Origin of the sequence: Tahibacter harae, assembly GCF_024437735.1 — a bacterium.
GTDB classification, from domain to species: Bacteria; Pseudomonadota; Gammaproteobacteria; order Xanthomonadales; family Rhodanobacteraceae; genus Tahibacter; species Tahibacter harae.
In genome coordinates, this window is sequence record NZ_JANFQO010000014.1 from 139,127 (window position 1) to 159,166 (window position 20,040).

Consider the following 20,040-nt stretch of genomic DNA (forward strand, 5'->3'; position numbering starts at 1 on the left):
CCAGCTCAGTCACGCGGCCAGCCGCCTTCGCGGCGGATTTCGACCAGCCGCTTCACCCGGCGCGCGAAGTCCTCCACTTCTTCCAGCCGTGCGCGCTGCACTTTGTGGACTTCCGCGGGTTCGCCGCGGACCACATAGCCGGCTGGCAGGCCGACCAGCAGCTTGAGATAGAAAACATAGCCGTCCATATGCCGGCTCGCGGCCCAGCGGCGCTCCTTGTGCAGATAGCGGTCGGGCTGGTTCTCCGTGACCTCGGAAATCACCGAAATGAAGAAGCTGCAGGCACGCCGGACCTGATGTTCCAGCGCGCGGTCGTAGTTGCCGCCGTACTGCAGCTCGCGGCGATCGACCCAGAATTTCACGCCTTCCATCTGCAGGGCCCGGGCCAGCACACGCACAGCTTCGACGTCCTCGCGCGCGTAGCTGATGAACACCGCACCGTCGGGGCACTCCTCGTCCACCCGCGCCAGGGGATCGCCGATTGCCACGGGCCGCGTGCGCTGCTGCCAGCGGCGCGCCAGCTCCAGCACGAATGCCACCGGATCGCCGTCGATGATGCGGGTCAGCCGCGTGGCGGTCTCGAAGAAGAATGTCATGGGCTCGGGCAAGTCGCGGCGCCGGTCGGCCAGGTAATAGCGCGAGCCCTGCGCCTCCTCCGACAGCCGCCGCCCGCGCGCCGCGCGCAGGAAGAAGCGTACGATCCAGTCTTCCGAGGGCGCGCCGATCAGCAGCAGGTCGCTGGCCTTGAGGCGGTGGAACAGGCGCTCCAGCGTGCCGCGCTGTTCCAGCAGCCCGCAGACAAACTCCATGTAGTCCTCTTCCCACACCGCGAAATCGGTGGACTGCAGCGACCCCATGACCTGGTACAGCGCCGGCCCCTCGAACTCGGTCGGCAGGTCACAGTTGGGCTTGACCTTCTCGCTTTTGTCATGCGGATGCGCCACCGCCCTGCCTTTCGGGTGAAAGAAAAACACCTGGCAGGCGGCGTTGAACCCGCGGTTGTGCTCGGCGAGGGCCTGGGCCATGAGATTGTCGGCGGTGCTGCTGATGAACAGGTCGAAGCCGCCGACCCCGGCCAGGGCGCGCAGGCCCGGGCTGACCGGATAGGGCTGCTTGAGCAAGGTGCTCAGCGTTGCGTACAGCGTGGTGCTGCGGCCGCCGCGGCTGATGTATTCGCGCGCGACATCCATGATCGTCACGCCGGGCGGCGCCGGCTCCAGGCCCAGCTTGCGCTCCAGCAGCGGCGCCAGACTCCGGTACAACGGCACTTGTTCACCATTGCACTCGACCGTCACCAGGGCAGGCCCGATCACCGGCAGCACATGCCGGTTCTCAATGCGGTCAAGCAACCGCTCCCAGTCGTCGTCGTCAAAGCCTTCCGTCATCGTCGTTTCGATGAGCCCCTGCCCGGCTGATGGCGCGCCACACCCGGCGCCTTGCGCACCGGAGGACCGAGCGTAGCTCAAGCCAGGGCGCCAGGGGAACGGACGGCGCAGCTTCCCGCCGCAACTCCGTGCGGCACCGGCGAGGGCTATTCCCGGAATGGAAAATTACGTCTCTTTCACTCCCTGCCGGTACATCGTCGCCCATTCCGCCACCTCCTCTGCCATCAGGCCGGCAGTCCTCTCGGCCAGCGCCAGCACGGCGTGGCTGCCGCGAGTCTCGAAGCGCTCGCTTTTCAGGTGTTCTGCCAGCAGTTCCGCTTCCGCGGCGAGACCGGCCAGGGCTTCGGCCATGACGCCGTGACGCACGGCCAGCTGTTCGGCCTGGGACTGGAACAGGATGGCGTTAAACGTCGCCATGACGGCCGGCAGCAGCGCCGTCAGCGCGACCGCGAAAACGCCAGCCACGCCCAGCGCAGTGCCCAGCCGCTGCGGATCCAGGCCCAAGAGGCAAGGGTCGAACCAATGCAGCTTCAACCCGAGTTTGGCGCCGAGCAGCACCAGGTCCAAGCAGACAATGGCGATCACGCTGCTGCCGGCCAGCTTTACCGCGCGATCCAGCACCCGGTGCAGCAGCCGCATCGTCGCGTGATTGACACGGTGATGATCCCGCTGCTCGCCGATCAGCGCCGCCAGCTGGCTCAGGGCTGCATGACTGTCGTGCACACCGGCGCATTCGGCCAGCGGCACGCAGCGGCACAGGTCCTCGGCGATCTCGTGCGCCCGGTTGCGGCGCGGCGTGCGGTGCAACAGGTCCAGCCGCGCACAGCCGACAGCCAGCATGACCGGCATGACGCGCAGGCGCTCGGCGATGTAGCGCAAGCCTATGGCCACGCCGCCGAAATCGTGGTGCTCCGCATTGTGTACATTGAAGCCTATCCGCAGCACCACGAAGAACTTGAGCGCGGTAAGGCCGATCAGCACGGCGATCCAGAACAGGCCGGGCTGCAACCGGGTGAGAGTGAGTATGACCAGTACCGTGAGCGCCAGCACCACCGCGCCCAGGCCCAGCAGGTAGTTGGCCAGGAACACGCCGCGATAGCGCGACATGACCTGGGCCTGCCGATCCGCGATCTGGCCGCGCCAGACTGACAACGTGGGCGCGCCGGCCGCGGTCGAAGGCGCGGCCGGCCCGGGCCCTTGCGCTTCGCTTGCCGATGCCTGCGGCTGTGTGCGGGCAGCATCTTCCCGCGGCGGTTCCGGTGTTCGCGCGGCCGGTACAGGACGGGGCTTTCCCCGTATCGCCCGACCGATCGACCGCGTCAACAGGGCCAAGGTCGTCGCGGCACCCGGCGGCGGCTCGTGGTCTGCGGCGTGGCCCGCATCGCGCGGCGGCTGCGCAGCCGCGGCGGCCCCATCTGCGGCCGCCTGCGCTGCCGCACGCTCCTTGAATACCTGTACGAAGGCTTCCCAGCCGCGCCAGCTCCGCTGCACGACGGCGGGCTGACCGCCGTAGGCCGATTCGAGGCTGGGCTCGGCCGTCTCCGCGTAGCGCCGGCCCCGCGGCCCGAACGCGGTACCGCGCAGCTTCCGTTGCCAATCGCCGGCCCAACCCGGCGGCTCGGGGCAATACTGCGGACGCAATTCCTCGACGCTGCGCAACAGGAAACAGAGGCGCGAGGCCGGATCCAGCACTAGCACCGGGGTATGCAGGGCCGCGGCCCTGAGCAGGGCGTCGCGCGTGCCGCCAACGGCGCCGGGTGCGCTGCGGTCCAGTACGGCGATCAGGAATTCACACTGCCGGATCAGCACCTCGGAGTGGTAGGTGTGCGCCGATGCGCGTACGCGCCTTTCCTGCTCGCACTCGACGGGACAACTGCCGTCGCCGCGCGGCAGGCGGCCGTCCAGCACCAGCTCCGCGCCACGCGTATCCGCACGCAGCAGCACGCGCTGTCTGTCGAAATGCGCCGGATCCTCGACGCCGCTGGCATTGCGGAATTCGTCCGGACCGCAAGGATAGATGGCCAGCACTTCGTGCGGCGCCTCGCCGCGCCAGGCGAGGAAGCTGTCCAGCGCGGCGCGGTCGGTGCCGTGGGCCATGCCGCAGACCAGGCGCAGGCGATGCGGGACCGTCTCCGCCGTCAGCTGCCAGATCTCGGTCAGGGCCGACTGCAGCCACTCCCTGGCTTCGCCCAGACGGCGCGTGCCGACCAGGCCGATACGGACACAGGAATCCTGCTGCACTGCTGCCAACTGCTTGTCCATGCGTTCACCGCTGACGAAGGCCGGTTCGGGTGTCCGCACGCGCTGCGCACACGGCAGCCCGCGCGCGGCGGCGGCCGCGCGGGACAATGCAGCGGATTCCCCTTGTCCAGGCGTAGCTGGACCGCCCGGTTCGCCGATTGAACCACAACCGCGTTTCAAGCGGACATGGGGCGCGAACCGGCATGGCCAGGCCCGCGCCACCCGGGCGAGCCGGGCAAGGACGATCCGGCCGCTACACGCGCCCGGATCGCCGCATCAAATCCGCACTTCGTCCACCACCCATAGGGTTTGCGTATCCGGCCGCGCAAACACGAAACACAGGTCGTGCGCGCCGGCGCTGTCCTTGGGCAGCTCCGCACGCAGCGTGGTGACGGCGTGGTTGCCGGCGGCGGGCTTGAGCGGCAGGGTGATCCAGGGCTTTCCGTCGCAGCCGTCGCGGCGGATTTCCAGCTCGCCCTCGGCCGTGGCGGCGGGCCGCAGCTTCACGTTCTTGATGTCGTGCCACAGCTGGAAGTTATACGGCAGATTGGCGACGTCGATTTCGATGGCCCGGGCCTGGGCCAGGTCGGCCTTGGGCCAGAGCCAGCAGGCGTCGAAGATGTCGACGCTGTAGGACTTGCGTTCGCCTGCGAGCGGCGCGTCGTCTTCCAGGCGCAGCACCATGCCGTTCTCGCGGCAGGGTCTGAGTTCGCCGCTGTTGCGCGTGCGCAGCAGCGCGTCGCCGATTTCCAGGCGCAGCGGCGCACTCAGGCGCTGCGTGCCGGCGAAGGCTGCGGCCTGCAGCACCTTGCCGCGCGGCAGCGACAGCGGGGCCGTGTACTGCGGCGATGTCGGCTGCGGTTCGCTGCCGTCGTCGGTGTAGCGGATATCGCCGAAATGGGCTTGGTTGGCCAGGGTGACCGTCATTGCATCGCCGGCGGCGGCGACTGTCGCACGTACGGCGAAGGCCGAGCCGGCGTAGCCGATGCCGAGCTGGCGATAGCGTTCCAGCAGCGCCGGCAGGCGCTGCAGGAAATTGTTCCAGTCGCGCCGCTCGCGCGGGCTCCAGTCGATCTCGGCCAGTGCGGCCAGGCGCGGGAATACGGCGTGTTCGATGCGCTCGGCGGTGCGTATGTGCTCGGTCCACAGGTTCACCTGGGCGCCGAGCACATGGCGCGCCTGCTGCGCATCCAGTTCGGCGGGCGTGGGCTCGAAGCCGTAGAGCTTCTCCAGCGTCACCACCATGTCGTAGCGGCCCGGCGGTTCGTCGGCGGCATCGCTCTGCAGGTTGTTGATATACAGGTCCGGCGAAGGCGAGAGCACCACGTCGTGGCCGGCGCGGGCGGCCTCGATCGCGCCCTTGGTGCCGCGCCAGGACATCACGGTCGCGCTGGCAGGCAGTTCGCCGCCTTCGAGGATCTCGTCCCAGCCGATCAGCTTGCGGCCGTGGCGTTCCAGCGATTTTTCCAGGCGCGCGACGAACCAGGCCTGCAGCGCGACTTCGTCTTTCAGGCCCAGTGCCTTGCGCCGCGCCTGCACCTGGGGCGAGGCGATCCAGCGGTCCTTGGCCGCCTCGTCGCCGCCGATGTGGATGTAGGGCGCGGGGAACAGCGCCACCACCTCGTCCAGCACATCGTCGATGAACTGGAAGGTGGATTCCTCCACATTCAGAAGATACGTATGCACGCCCCATTCCGCCGACACCGGCGGCTTCTCGCCGGTACCCAGCTGCGGATAGGCCGCGATGGCAGCCTGCATATGGCCGGGCATGTCGATCTCGGGAACGATGGTGACATGCCGCGCGGCGGCGTACTGCACCAGTTCGCGGATCTGCTCCTGGGTGTAATAGCCGCCGTAGCGGCGCGGCTGGCCGGTGGCCGGATCGATGTCGGCGGCGGCGACCGGCCCGGCCGGCACGCGCCAGGCGCCGACTTCGGTCAGCAGCGGCCATTTCTTGATCTCGATGCGCCAGCCCTGGTCGTCGGTCAGATGCCAGTGCAAGGTGTTGAGCTTGTGCAGCGCCATCGCGTCGATGAGCTTGCGGATGAATTCCGGCGACTGGTAGTGACGCGCGGAATCCAGCATCAGGCCGCGCCAGGAATAGCGCGGTGCATCGTCGATGCGGCCGGCGGCAATGGCGCCGGCCGCTCCCGGCGGTGCGGCGCTGAGCAGCTGCCACAGCGACACGGCGCCGTAGAACAGGCCGGCCTCGCTGCGCGCGCGCACCAGCACGCGGCCGTCGCCTGCTTCGAGACGGTAGCCCTCGGCGCCGGTGTCGGCGAGCTGGGCATCAAGGCGAAACTCGATGCCATTGGCCGGCGCCGCGGCCTGGCATTGCGCGCGCAGGGCCAGGCCGCGCGTGCGCTGCAGCAGTCCGGCGAAATGGCGCGCGACGTTCTCGGCCGCGCCGCCGCAGGCCTGCAGCGGCGAGGACGCATCCACGCTCACCGGCGCCTTGCCGGGTGCCGCCTCGACCTGGGCCGGCAGCGGCACGATCGCATCCAGCGCAACCGGCGCTGATGCGGTTGCACCGGCAGGAGGGGCCGGCGCCGCGGCCTGCGGCGGCGCTGCCGGCGCGGGTTCGCGCGAACACGCGCCCAGTGTCGCGGCCAGCGCCGCGGCGAGAACAAGATTCGTCAGGACTCGGCTCATGATCACCTCGCGCGCAGCGGCCGCCGATCATAGGCGGTCTGCGCTGTTGCGGATAAAAAAAGGGCCGAGATCCACTCCCGGCCCCAAAGCATCACCACGTTGGAGAGCGACAAACACCGGCTGCGCCGGCCGCTGCCGGAACCGCCCCCGTGTGGACGGTTCCGGCGCGGTTGCGGCCGCGCCGCCCGGTCAGAAGCCGGCCCGCAGGGTCAGCATGTAGCGGCGGCCGGTGGAATACTTGCCGGCGAGGTAGTCCTCGGTGCCCAGGTACTGGAAGTAGGTCTCGTTGGTGAGGTTGGACGCATCCAGGGTCACGCCCAGGTTTTCGGTGAAGTTCCAGCCCAGGCTGGCGCCGACTTCGGTGTAGTCGTCGACGCTGGCCGGCGCGGCACCTGCAACATAGCCGCCGGCGAGGTACTTGCTGCGGAAGTTGTAGTTGATGCGCGCGCTGAAGGGCCCCTTCTCGTAGTACGGGCTGATGGTCAGCGCGTTCTTGGACTGGTACGGCATCGGGTTGCCTTCCTCGGTGCGGCCCAGGGCGTGGGTGTAGTTGGCCGCGATGCCGAAGCCGGTGTCGCCGAAGGGCTGCTGGTAGTTCAGGTTGAAGCCCTTGATGGTGGCGCTGCCGGCATTGGCCGGACGGCTGATGCTGTAGTCGCAGAAGCCGTCGGCGGTACAGCCGTGGAAGCCGACCATGCTGCCCCACTGGTCCGGGTTGTTGTCGCGGATCGAGTTGTACTGGCGCTCGATGCGCGCAACGCGGTCGATGTAGTTGGACACGTCCTTGTAGAAGATCGACGCGGCCAGCACCGAGGATTCGGCGAAGTACCACTCGGCCGAGAAGTTGAAGTTCTTCGATTCGTACGGGCCGAGGTCGGCATTGCCGCCGGCGCCGGTCAGGGTGGAATCATTGAGGAAGGTGTTGTTCACCATCTGGTTGTACGGCGCCCAGGCGATGACTTCGGCGCCGGTGAAGCGCAGCACCACGTCGTCGGTGGCATCGTAGATCAGGTTGAACGAGGCCAGCGGCTTGTCGTACTTGCTGGTCTTGGTCTGCCACCAGCTCGGCGGAGCCGGCAGCACCGGCGCGGCGCCGCCCGGGTTGTAGCCGCTGGCATTGGTTTCGGTGTCGACATAGCGCACGCCGAAGTTGCCGTGCAGCTTGCCGGCAGTCTGGAAGTTGAGCTGGGCGTAGAAGGCGTCGGTGGTCTGGTCCAGCGCCCAGGTGTTGTTGATGGTCGAGCCCGGATCCGGTGCGCCGTAGTTGATCGGCGAGCCGCGCACCCAGTTGATTACGTTGTCGCGGCCGACGTAGACGTGGTGGCCGTGGTCGTAGGAGAAGCCGTTGAACGCGCCCATGGTGTCGGCGTAGCCGACGGTGCCGACATTGGCCAGCGAACCCAGGCGCACGCCGCCGTAGACGGCCAGGCCGTAGGCTTCCTCATGCTTGTTGTGGCGGTAGCCCACGAGCAGCTGGTTGAACACGCTGTCGAAGCTCTTGCTGAAATCGACCTGGGCGTAGGTGTCTTCGCCTTCGGAGGAGAAGATGCCGCGGTTGCCCATCCAGCCGGCGTCCTTCCAGTTGGCCGGATTGCGCGCGGCATTCGGATCGTCGAAGGTGACGCCGCGGTCGATGTTCCAGCTGTAGCCGCCGAAGAACACCGGTTCGATGAACCACTGGGTGATGTTCGGATTGTCCGACTTGGAGCGGCCGACCTGGCCGCCCAGATCCCAGCCGTCGCCGCGGTACTGCAGGTTGAGGTCCAGGCCCTTGGTGGTGACTTCGGATTCGCGCGCCTGGTTGTCGTAGATCACCGCGCCGCCGTCGGCCGAGGAATGGCCGCTGCGCGCCACGCCGTTGCGCACGTCGCCGAGGCGGTCCACCGCCGCCACCGTGCTCGGCAGCCAGGTGGTGTAGCTGTAGACCGACTGGTTGTAGTTGTTGAAGTTCTCGCGGATGTACATGCCGCTCAGAGTGGCTTCAAAGTTGTCGTTCGGCTTCATCTGCAGGTTCACGACGGCGCTGTTGCGCTTGCGCGTCTGCTGGAACCAGGCGGCGTTGACCGAATTGGGCACCATGGTGGTGGCCGAGGCGCCGGTCGCATTGTTGAAGGTGGAAGCCGGCACGTAGCCGAACACTTCGATACCCTGGCGGTCGACCTGTTCCTCGTAGCGTTGCGCGGCGACGGCGAGGCCGAAGGTCTCCGCATCGTTCTTCACGCTGTAGAGCAGCGAGGCATTGGGCCGGCCCTTGGAAGCCTGGTCGCTGTAGCTGTAGCCGACCGAACCGGTGAGCGTGTTCTTTTCCAGATCCAGCGGCTTGCGCGTGTGCATCAGGATGGTGCCGCCGATGGAACCTTCCGGCAGGCGCGCCTCGGGCGACTTGTACACTTCCAGGCGGCCGAGCACTTCCGGCGCGATCAGGGTGAAGTCGAAGCCGCGGTTGGGCTGCTCGCCGTACAGCCAGATCGACTGGGCCACCGGATGGCCGTCGATGAACGACAGGTTGAGCGAAGGATCCGTGCCGTCGATGCTGACGCGCTCGCCCTGGCCGAAGCGCCGGTCGATGGTGACGCCCGGGATCTGCGCCATGGCTTCGGCGACGTTGGTGTTGGGGAACTTGCCGATGTCCTCGGCGGTGATCGACTCGACCACGGCCTCGGCATCGCGCTTGGTATCCAGCGAGGCCTTGAGGCTCTGGCGTATGCCCTTGACGACGACTTCTTCCAGTTCCTGGGTGCCGCCGGTCTGGGCGGCCGCTGCATCGGCTTCAGTCGCGGCCGCGGTTTCCGCCTGCGCGACGCCGTAAAAACTCAGTGCGGTGACTATGCTCAGGGCGAGCAGGTTTCTACGCTGGATCATGAGGTGTTCCCCTTCCCTACCGTTCGTTGTTTGCCGCTGGTGCCGGCTGCGCGCGCAACCTCGCCTTACGGGCCTCGGTTCAGTACTTTTTTCTACGCATCCTGTTTCACACGTTCTTCCGTAGCGGGGCGCTCCGCGCGGAACGCCGGGTCACAGCCGCTCAGCCCTCCGCCGAGCGTGAATCAAGCAGCCAGCACGCCGCGCCGATCACGCCGAGCTGGCCGTGGTCGATCAGGCTGACCGGAATGCGTTCCAGCACCGGCCGCATCACGCCTTTGGCGAGAAAGCGCGCGACAAAATTCGAATGCAGCAGGAACTGGCGGATATGCGGCAGGATGCCGCCGGCCAGATGCACCCCGCCGCGGGCGCCGCAGCTCAGTGCGAGGTCGCCGACCACGCTGCCCAGCCAGGCACAGAACAGGTTCAGGGTTTCCGTGGCCAGCGCGTCGTGCGCACCCAGCGCCGCCTCGGTGATCGAGGCCGGCGCGCGCAGCACCGGCTGCACGCCGCGGATGGCACATAGCGCATTATAGATTTGTACCAAGCCTGGCCCGGACAGCGCGGCCTCGTTGCTGACATGGCTGGAATGGCGCATGAGCAGGCGCAGGATCTCGATTTCCAGCTCGTTGCCCGGCGCCAGCGCGGCCTGGCCGGCCTCGGTCGCGAGCACGGTCGGATAGCGCCGTCCCGGGATGCGCACCGCAGCGCCCAACCCCGTGCCCGGGCCGACGATCAGGGTCGGCCCCTGCGCGGCGGCCTCTGCATCGCCGGGCAGCAGCACGCATTCGCTGGCGCGCAGATAGTGCGTGGCGCAGGCCACAGCTTCGAAATCGTTGACCAGGGCGACGTCGTCCACGTCGATCTCGTTGCGGATTTCCGCCAGCGACACCGGCCAGGGCAAATTGGCATTGATGAGGGTATCGCCGACCGCGACGCCGGCACAGGCGATGGAGACGCGGTCCACGCGCACATCGCCCATGGACTGCAGGAACTGGCGCAGCAATACGCCGAGATTGGGAAAATCGGAACAGACGAACTTGTCGTACTGCTCCACGGTGACCGCGGAAGAGCCGGCGCTGACCTGACGCACCAGGCCGACCCGCGCATGGGTGCCGCCCACATCGGCGGCCACGAACGGCGCAGCCTGCGCATTCGTCGCATCGGCAAATCGCTGACTGGCTGCTGCTGCCACGCCTTCCTCCCTTGCCCCGGATTGCCGCCGGCCCGGCCTGTGCCGGTCAGCGCGGGGGCGAGTCTGAAACCAGAGTGACAACGTTGTCAACAGAATATTGGCAGGCGCTTGTCCGGACTGCATCCGGCGCCCGGCGGCACCTCGGCCGCGGCCTCCAAGTGGTCTGCGAACGGCGCCATATTCCGTTGATTTTTCAACGTTTCCGTGTACTCATGCAGTGCGCCGGCGGAAACCTGACGGGACTTTTCGCTACGCTGCAACGCAACATCCGGAACAGGTGCAAACGGGCGCCGGCCGGGGCAAGATATGACAACGTTACTCATCCGGCGTCCCGGCGCGCAGTGCCTGCTGCGACCGCGCCGTCCGGTGCTTTCGCAGCCGCTGCGGCGGCGCAGGACACGCCGCAGCCGACCAACCCAGACGGGGAATCCAGCATGACCAGTGCGACCACCGCGGCGAGTCCCGCCGGCTACCGCAGCTCCATCGTCATCATCGGCGTACTTTTCTTCATTTTTGGATTCGTGACCTGGATCAACGGCCCGCTGATCGGCTTCGTCAAGCTCGCCTTCGACCTGGATACCGACGCGAAGGCCTTCCTGGTCACCTTCGCCTTCTACATGGCGTATTTCTTCCTCGCCCTGCCTTCCTCGCTGATCCTGGAGCGCACCGGCATGAAGAAAGGCATGGCGCTGGGCCTGGGCGTGATGGCCGCCGGCACCGTGGTATTCGGCACTTTTGCGACAATGCGCAATTATCCCGCCTGCCTGGCCGGGCTATTCGTCATCGGCTCCGGCCTTTCCATCCTGCAGACCGCGTCCAACCCCTATATCAGCATCCTCGGCCCCATCGAGAGCGCCGCCGCGCGCATCAGCATCATGGGCATCTGCAACAAGGTCGCCGGCATACTCAGCCCCATCGTCATGGGCGTGCTGGTGATGAAGGACGTGGGCCAGCTCGAAGCCAAGGTCGCGGCGGCGCCCACGCCGGAAATCAAGCACCAGCTGCTGGACCAGTTCGCCGCACAGATCTACTGGCCCTACATGGTGATGGCGCTGATCTTGGCCGGCCTGGCGGTATGGATACTGCGCTCGCCGCTGCCGGAGCTGAAGTCCTCGGTCGCGAACGCCGCCGGCAGCGGCGGCGCGGAAGACCGCCGCAGCAGCGTGCTGCAGTTCCCGCACCTGCTGCTGGGCGTGGTCTGCATCTTTCTCTATGTCGGCGTGGAGGTTCTGGCTGCCGATGCGATCGGCACCTACGGCAAGAGCTTCGGCATTCCCAGCGAGGAAACCACGTATTTCACCGCCTTTACCCTCGCGGCCATGCTGCTGGGCTATCTGATCGGCCTGGCGACGATTCCCAAGTACCTGTCGCAGGAGCGCGGCCTGGCCATCTCGGCGGTGCTGGGCATCGTGTTCAGCGTGGCGGCCTATCTCACCAAGGGTTATGTCTCGGTCGGCTTCGTTGCCGCGCTGGGCCTGGCCAACGCGCTGATGTGGCCGGCGATCTTCCCGCTGGCCATCGCCGGCCTGGGCCGCTTCACCGAGAAGGGGTCTGCCCTGCTCATCATGGGCATCGCCGGCGGCGCGATCATTCCGCGCGTCTTCGCGGTGTACAAGGATGCCTACGACTTCCAGCTGGTGTTCCTCGCCATCGCGGCGCCCTGCTATCTGTACATCCTGTTTTATTCGCTCAAGGGCCATGCCGTAGGCCGCGGCCCGGCCCGCAGCACAGCCGCGCTGGCCTGATCGCCTCGCGTGCTGCACCAAGGCTCCGCCGCGAGGCGGAGCCTTTCTTTTTGGCGCCCGCCGCACACCGCCTGTCCGTGGCGCCACACCGCGCCGGTTGCCGCGGCGCCGATTCCGCGACAAGCGCTGCCGCCGCACCTGCGCCTGGGCGCCGCGATCCTGCACATCGACAGCCCGGCCCGGTTCCTGAGCCATACCTTTGCGCATGCAACAGCATGCCCTCCTCCCCGCGTACTCGCGCCGTACCGATGCCAGCGCAGCAGCCGCGGTCAAATGCGGCACTGTGTATTTTTTGCACATACGCCAGATGGTTTTTCCCGCTGCATCCTGGGCGTTTTCCGTAAAAAACTGCGTCGGAGCGCCGCAGGTGAGCAAGCGTGATTGACACCTGCCGGAGGTTTAGGTACTTAAACAATGCGCATGTACACTATGTGAATTTATTACAGACGCCGCATCGCAGCAGCAGTCCGCGAACGTCGTCGTGCCCTTCCCCAAACCACCAGCACCCCGGTGGCGGTGGCCGTTTTGGCCCCCGCCAGGGGCTGCTTTTTGCCCAATTTTTTCCGAGTTACTGCAAGGAGCCGTCCGCATGTCGCGCAGTACGCATCCTGGCCCGACCCCTGCCACCGCCGCAGCACGCCGGCGCCTGCATCCGGCAGCCGCACTGCTGGCGCTGGGCGTCGCCTTCGCGCTGACTCCCGCCCAGGCGCAGATCCAGCGCGGCTTCGACAACCTCGGCTTCGAGGTGCCGGATATCGCCTCGGCCGCCTGCGCCCTGGCCACGCGCGCCAGCGACGTGCCCGGCTGGAGCACGACCGAAACCACCACCACCGGCCAGGTGTTCGGCGGCAGCTGTACCTTCACGCCCAACAGCGGCAGCGCCGGCGACGGCGTAATCGAGCTGTGGGCGAACGGCTTCGGCAGCGTTGCCGCCGCGCAGGGCACCCAGCTCGCCGAACTGAATGCGTTCAACAGCGCGCGCCTGTTCCAGAGCGTCTGCCTGATCAACGGCGAGCTGATCGGCTACACCATGCAACACCGCGGCCGCGGCAGCGCGAGCGTGGCCGACGTGGCGGAGTTCAATATCGACAGCGCCGCCAATTCCGTGATCCGCGCCAGCACCACCAGCAACGGCACCGGCGGCGTGACCCAATGCGGCAATACCACCGTCGCCGCCACCAACGGGCCGGTCGCGGGCGCCACCGACGGGCAAGTGGCCAATCCGACCTGTTCCTCGGCGACCACCGCCAACGGCTGGCGCAGCTATACCGGCAACTTCACCTGGACCGGCACCACCGGCATTCACGATATCGGTTTCGCGGCGATCTCCACCGGCAGCGGATCGCTGGGTTCGGGCAATTTCCTCGACGCCGTCAATGTCACGCTGCAGCCGGTGATCGAGTTCGCCGGCCCGCCCCTGTTCACCGGCGAAGGCCCGTCGGCCACGCCGGCCAGCATCATCGTCGTCGGCAATATCCCCGCCGGCGGCACCGTGGTGAATTTCACCGTGACCGCGGGCACCGCGACGCAGGGCACCGACTACACCACTACCGGTACCTTCACCGTTCCGGCCGGCAGCTATCCGACACCGACCACCGTCCCCATCGGCGCCGCACTCAGCGTGATCGACGATGCCGTGGTCGAGGAAAACGAGACGGTACAGCTGACCATACAGCCGAATCCGTCGGCGTACGTGCTGGGCTCGACTACCACCTGCGGCGGGCCGCCCAACACCTCGGCCACCTATACGATCGTCGACAATGACATCGACCTGCTCACGACCAAGTCGGCCTCCACCGCCACGCCGCTCGGCGGCGTGCCGTTCCAGTACACGGTGACCTTCCGCAATAACACCGCCGCGACCACGGTGGCACCGCTGACCGCGCACGACGCGACCGCCGCGGTCGCCGATGCAGTGCCGGCCGGCCTCACCTTCACTGGCTGGACCTGCACCGCGAGCAACGGTGCATCCTGTCCTGGCGGCACGGTCAACGGCACCACCACCGGCAGCGGCGCGATCAGCGGGAATGCCGTCCTGCCCGCCGGCAACGCCGCAGCCGGCGGCCTGGTGACCTACGTCATCGACGCCGTGGCGCCGCCCGGCAGCTGCAGCGGATCCCTGGTCAACACCTCGCAGATCACCACGCCGGCGGGCCTGGAAGAAGGCACCTCGGCGCAGGCCGGATTCACCACGCCGGCGCCCGGCGGCACGGCCAACAACAGCGCCTCCACCACCGGCAGCCTGGGCTGCGCCTCGTCGCTGAGCATCAGCAAGACCGACGGCAGCACCACCTATACGCCCGGCGGCAGCGCGACCTATACCGTCGTCATCGGCAACCCGGCCGGGCCTTCGATCGCCGCCAACGTGGGCTTGAGCGATCCCTTGCCGGCCGGCGTGACACTCTCGGGCGCCCCGAGCTGCACCGCCGCCGGCACGGCCACCTGCGGCACACTGACCGGCAGCGCCGGCGGCAACAGCGCCGGCATGAGCGGCGGCAGCATCGCACCGGGCGCGGGCAATACCCTCACCATCCTGATCCCGGTGAATTTCGCCGCTTCGCTCACGGCCGATCCGCTGGTCAACACCGCCACCGCGACAGCGACCGGCGCCACCGATGTCTCGGCCAACGACAGCGATACACGGGCCGCCCTGGTCAACCTCAACCTGGTCAAGACCGCGACGCCCGCCGGCACCTACCTGCCCGGCAGCGCACTCAACTACAGCCTGGTGCTGACCAACAATGGGCCTTCCGCCGCCAGCGGCATCACGCTGAGCGACACCGTGCCCGCCGCCGTCGCCGTATCCGGCTGGACCTGCAGCGCCAGCGGCCCGGCGGCCGATTGCGACACGGCCGCCGCAGGCACCGGCGCCAGCGGCAGCGGCAATGCCATCGCGCTGAATGCGATCGCGCTGGGCGCGGGCGAAAGCGTCACCGTCAGCATCAGCGGCACAGCCCAGCTCAGCGCCACCGGCGCCATCGTCAACACCGCCAGCGCCAGCCCGCCGGCCGGCACCAGCTGCACCACGCCGCCCTGCACCGTCACCGGCACCGCGACCAATACCGACGCGGGCGCGCCGCAGCTCTCGCTGAGCAAGATGGCCACGCCCAGCGCATTCGCCGTCGGCCAGAGCGGCAGCTACACCTTGCAGCTCAGCAACTCCGGCACCTCCAGCACGAGCGGCGCGCTCAGCATCAGCGATCCGCTGCCGGCCGGCATCAGCGCCACCGGCACGCCCACGGGCAGCGGCTGGAACTGCGCGGCCAGCACCGCCACCGTAATCAGCTGCAGCAGCAGCACCGTGCTGCCGCCGGGCGCAAGCGCGCCGCCGGTGACGGTGAATGTGACGGTCGCGGTGGGCACCAGCTCGCCGGCCGTCAACACCGCCAGCGCCAGCGGCGGCGGCGATTCGAGCTGCCCCGCGGCGGCGCACTGCCAGGCCACGACCACCACGCCGGTGGATTCGGCCCGACTGGAACTGGTCAAGACGCTGCAGGGCAATCTCGTCGTCGGCGTGCAGAGCCTGTACATCATCAGCGTGACCAATACCGGCCAGGCCACGGCGCTGGCCGGTACCATCAGCGACACCATTCCCACCGGCCTGACCATAGGCACCCTGCCCGCCGGCTGCAGCGCCGCCGGCCAGGTGGTGACCTGCGCACTGCCGGCGGGCCTGGCCACCGGCAACAGCGTCAGCTATTCCATCCCGGTCACGCCGCAGGCCGCGGTCAACGGCCAGAGCCTGAGCAACAGCGCCAGCGTCAGCGGCGGCGGCGATGCCAGCTGTCCGGCCGCGCCGCATTGCACCGGCACCACGACCGACACGGTCTCCGCGCCGCAGCTGTCCATCGTCAAGAGCGCGACGCCGGCCAGCTTCGTCATCGGCGTTGCCGCAACGTATACCTTGCAAGTAACCAACATCGGTACCGCCGCCACCACGGCAACGAGCACGGTCAGCGACAGTATTCCCACCGGCCTGACCATCGGCGCCCTGCCCGCCGGCTGCAGTGCCGCCGGCCAGGTGGTCACCTGCACGATTGCCGCGGGCCTGGCCACGAACACGCCGGTGAGCTTCGCAATTCCGGTCACGCCCCAGGCCAGCCTGGCCGGCCTGTCGGTGACGAACACGGCGACGGCCACCGGCGGCGGCGATCCCAGCTGCGCCAGCCCCGGCCCCGGCCTGCCGCCGCGCTGCACGGGCAGCGTCACCACGCCGATAGGCGCGCCGGTGCTGGAGATCACCAAGACGGCCAGCGCCGCCAACTTCGTCGTCGGCGTGCCGGCCAGCTATACCCTGACCGTGCTCAACACCGGCTCGGCCGCGACTACCGCAGCCGCCACCGTCAGCGACACCATTCCGGGCGACCTGAGCATCGGTGCCCTGCCCGCTGGCTGCAGCGCCGCGGGCCAGGTGGTGACCTGCACTATCGCCGCCGGACTGGCGCCGGGTTCGCCGGTGAGCTTCGTGATCCCGGTCACGCCGACCGCGGCTGCCAGCGGCCAGGTGCAGATCAACGCGGCCAGCGTCTCCGGCGGCGGCGATCCCACCTGTCCTGGCGCGGCTCACTGCAGCAGCGCCGTCAGCACGCCGGTGAACGCGCCGCTGCTGGAGATCGTCAAGAGCGCCAGCACGGCGAACTTCGTCGTCGGCGTGCCGGCCAGCTATACGCTGACCGTGACCAATATCGGCTCGGCCGCGACCACGGCCGTCGCCACCATCAGCGACACCATCCCCAGCGGCCTCAGCCTGGGCGCGCTGCCGCCGGACTGCTCCGCGGCTTCGCAGGTGGTGACGTGCACCATACCCGCCGGCCTGAGCGCCGGTGCGCCGGTGAGCTTCGTCATCCCGGTCACGCCCACGGCCGCAGCCAGCGGCACCAGCGTGGTCAACCACGCCACCGTCAGCGGCGGCGGCGATCCCACCTGTCCGGGCGAGCCGCGCTGCGAAAGCAGCATCAGCACGCCGGTGGATGCGCCCCAGCTCAGCGTCAGCAAGACCGCCAGCGCCGCCGCCTTCGTCGTCGGCGTGCCGGCCAGCTACACGCTCACCGTGACCAATACCGGCACCGCCGCGACCACCGCCGCGGCCAGCGTCAGCGACACCATTCCGGCCGTGCTGACGATCGGCACGCTGCCGGCCGGCTGCAGCGCGGCCGGCCAGGTCGTCACCTGCACCGTTGCCGCGGGCCTGGCCAGCGGCGCGCCGGTGAGCTTCGTCATTCCGGTCACGCCCACGGCCGCGGCCAGCGGCACCAGCGTGGTCAACAGCGCCACGGTCAGCGGCGGCGGCGATCCCAGCTGCCCCGGCCAGGCGCATTGCGGCAGCACCACGACAACGCCGGTAGACGCACCCCAGCTCAGCCTGGTCAAGCAGGCCAGCGCCAGCGCCTTTGTCGTCGGCGTGCCGGCCAGCTACACGCTCACCGTGACCAACACCGGCACCGCCGCGACCAACGCCGCGGCCACCGTCAGCGACACGCTGCCCGCCGCACTCACCCTGGGCGCACTGCCGGCCGGCTGCACCGCCAGCGGCCAGTCGGTCAGCTGCACTGTCGCCGCCGGCCTGGGCGCCGGCGCCAGCGTCGCCTTCGTGATTCCGGTCACGCCCACGCCCGCGGCCAGCGGCCAGACCCTGGTCAACAGCGCCACCGTCAGCGGCGGCGGCGCGACGAACTGCCCGGGTGCGGCAAACTGCACAAGTACCGTCAGCACGCCGGTGGATGCGCCCGCGCTGCGCGTCGTCAAGACCGCCAGCGCCGCGAGCTTCGTCGTCGGCGTGCCGGCCAGCTATACGCTCACCGTCACCAACATCGGCTCGGCCGCGACCACCGCCGTCACCACGGTCAGCGACACCGTGCCGGCCGCGCTGACCCTGGGCAGCCTGCCCGCGGCCTGCAGCGCGGCGGGCCAGGTCGTCACCTGCACCATTCCGGCCGGACTGGCCAGCGGCACGCCGGTCAGCTTCCTGATCCCGGTGACGCCGACCGCAGCCGCCAGCGGCTCCGTCGTGACCAACACCGCCATCGTCAGCGGCGGCGGCGATCCGGCCTGCCCGGGCGGCGCGAGCTGCTCCAGCACGGTGAACACGCCGGTCAATGCGCCGCAACTGCGCGTGCAGAAGACTGCGAGCGCGCCGAACTTCGTCGTCGGCGTAGCCGCGAGCTACACGCTGACTGTGACCAACAGCGGCAGCGTCGCGACCACCGCAATTGCCACCGTCAGCGACACCGTCGCCGCCAGCCTCAGCCTGGGCGCGATGCCCGCCGGCTGCAGCGCCAGCGGCCAGCAGGTGAGCTGCAGCGTCCCCGCCGGCCTGGCCGCCGGCGCCAGCGTCGCCTTCGTGATTCCGGTCACGCCGAACGCGGCGGCGGCCGGCGCCTCGGTGACGAATGCGGCCACGGTTTCCGGCGGCGGCGACCCGACCTGTCCCGCCGCGGCCAGCTGCACCAGCACCACGAATACGCCGGTGCAGGCGCCGCAGCTGTCCATCGTGAAAACCGCCAGCAGCGCGGGCTTCCAGGTCGGCGTTCCGGCGAGCTATACGCTGACCGTGACCAACATCGGCAACGCCGCAACCACCGCGGCCGCGACCGTCACCGATCCGGTTCCGGCCGTGCTCGCCCTGGGCGCGCTGCCGGCGGGCTGCACGGCCAGCGGCCAAGTAGTCAGCTGCACCGTCGCCGCAGGCCTGGCGGCCGGAGCGAACGTGGCCTTCGTCATCCCGGTGACGCCGCTGCCCGCGGCAGCCGGCACCGCGCTGAGCAACACCGCCACTGTCAGCGGCGGCGGCGGCAGCTGCGTGGCCGGCAACTGCAGCAGCTCGGTGGACACGCCCGTCGGCGAAAACGCCGATCTCGCCATCAGCAAGAGCGACGGCGGCAGCGGCGCGCAGCTCGGCGGCAACCTGGTCTACACGCTCAGCGTCAGCAACGCCGGCCCGAATGCGGCGAATGCGGTCAGCGTCAGCGACACTCTGCCGGCCGGCCTGAACTTCCTCAGCGCCAGCGGTCCCGGCTGGACCTGCAACCAGGCCGGCGGCGTGCTCACCTGCACCACGCCGACCCTGGCCAACGGCGCCAGCAGCGCGATCACGCTGACCCTGGGCGTGCCGGCGAACTACAGCGGCGCCGATCCCATCATCAACACCGCCAGCGTCAGCAGCAGCACGCCGGATCCGCAGCCGAACAACAACACCGGCGGCGAATCCACCCCGCTGCTGGGCACCGGCGACGCCGACCTGGGCGTGCTCAAACAGGGACCGGCCAGCATCGGCGCGGGCGGCCTGATCAGCTACACGATCACCGTCGCGAACGCAGGTCCGGCCAGCGCCGTCGGCGTGATCGTCAACGATCCGACGCCGCCGGGCCTGAGCCTGCTTTCGGTCACAGCGCCCTGCGCGGGCGGCTTCCCCTGCAACGTGGGCGACCTCGCCAGCGGCGCCTCGGTCAACCTGAGCGTGACCTACGCCGTACCGCCGAACTACACCAGCCCCAATCCACTGACCAACACCGCCAGCGCCAGCAGCAGCACGCCGGATCCGAACCCGGCCAACAACACCTCCACGGCGACCACCACCGTCGCCGTCGCGCCGCCGGCGCAGCCGGTGCCGCTGCTGGGCCCGGCCGGCCGGATGCTGCTGCTGATGCTGCTGGCGCTGACCGCCCTGACCGGGCTGGCGGCGCCGCGGGCCAAGGCCTCATAAGCGGAGATTGAGTACGGCATGCCGGGCAAGTCCGTGTTGAAATTTCCACAAAAAATCAAATCGCGGACGCTGCAAGACCCGACGGGCCGCCGCATCGCAGGATGCGGCGGCCCGCCGGGGAAACGGAATGTCGTCAGGAGCAGACGGCCCGATCGGCTACGCCGCCCCAGCTTCGCTTGAGCGGCGTTGGAAATGCAGCGGCTCGCGAAATGCAGCAGGCCCGGCGGCGCGCCGGGTCGATTCCAGCGGTGTTGCCGCCGG

The 20,040-nt window shown here is 68.8% G+C and carries 7 protein-coding genes; 2 read left to right on the forward strand and 5 right to left on the reverse strand.

Annotated features, from left to right (window positions below; all coding sequences use genetic code 11):
• Positions 1-5: 5 nt before the first annotated feature.
• From NM961_RS15615 to NM961_RS15635, 5 genes are all read right to left on the reverse strand, one after another.
• Positions 6-1,385: a toll/interleukin-1 receptor domain-containing protein gene (locus NM961_RS15615; protein WP_255915336.1), complete on the reverse strand. Its 1,380-nt coding sequence runs from the start codon at positions 1,383-1,385 to the stop codon at positions 6-8.
• A 165-nt stretch (positions 1,386-1,550) separates the two neighbouring features.
• A complete protein-coding gene (locus tag NM961_RS15620) occupies positions 1,551-3,647 on the reverse strand; it encodes a hypothetical protein (RefSeq protein WP_255915337.1) in 2,097 nt (698 codons plus the stop codon).
• Between the two features lie 255 nt (positions 3,648-3,902).
• Positions 3,903-6,278: a family 20 glycosylhydrolase gene (locus NM961_RS15625; protein WP_255915338.1), complete on the reverse strand. Its 2,376-nt coding sequence runs from the start codon at positions 6,276-6,278 to the stop codon at positions 3,903-3,905.
• A 189-nt stretch (positions 6,279-6,467) separates the two neighbouring features.
• Positions 6,468-9,140 (reverse strand): TonB-dependent receptor, encoded by a 2,673-nt coding sequence (locus NM961_RS15630; RefSeq protein WP_255915339.1) that lies wholly within the window; start codon positions 9,138-9,140, stop codon positions 6,468-6,470.
• Between the two features lie 160 nt (positions 9,141-9,300).
• A complete protein-coding gene (locus NM961_RS15635) occupies positions 9,301-10,332 on the reverse strand; it encodes a glucokinase (RefSeq protein ID WP_255915340.1) in 1,032 nt (343 codons plus the stop codon).
• 434 nt (positions 10,333-10,766) lie between these two features.
• Between NM961_RS15635 and NM961_RS15640 the strand changes: the two genes are divergently transcribed.
• Entirely contained in the window at positions 10,767-12,077 is a 1,311-nt protein-coding gene (locus tag NM961_RS15640; protein WP_255915341.1) for a sugar MFS transporter, read from the forward strand.
• A gap of 589 nt (positions 12,078-12,666) precedes the next feature.
• Positions 12,667-19,779, forward strand: a complete 7,113-nt coding sequence (locus NM961_RS15645; protein ID WP_255915342.1) for a DUF11 domain-containing protein — start codon at positions 12,667-12,669, stop codon at positions 19,777-19,779.
• Positions 19,780-20,040: the final 261 nt, after the last annotated feature.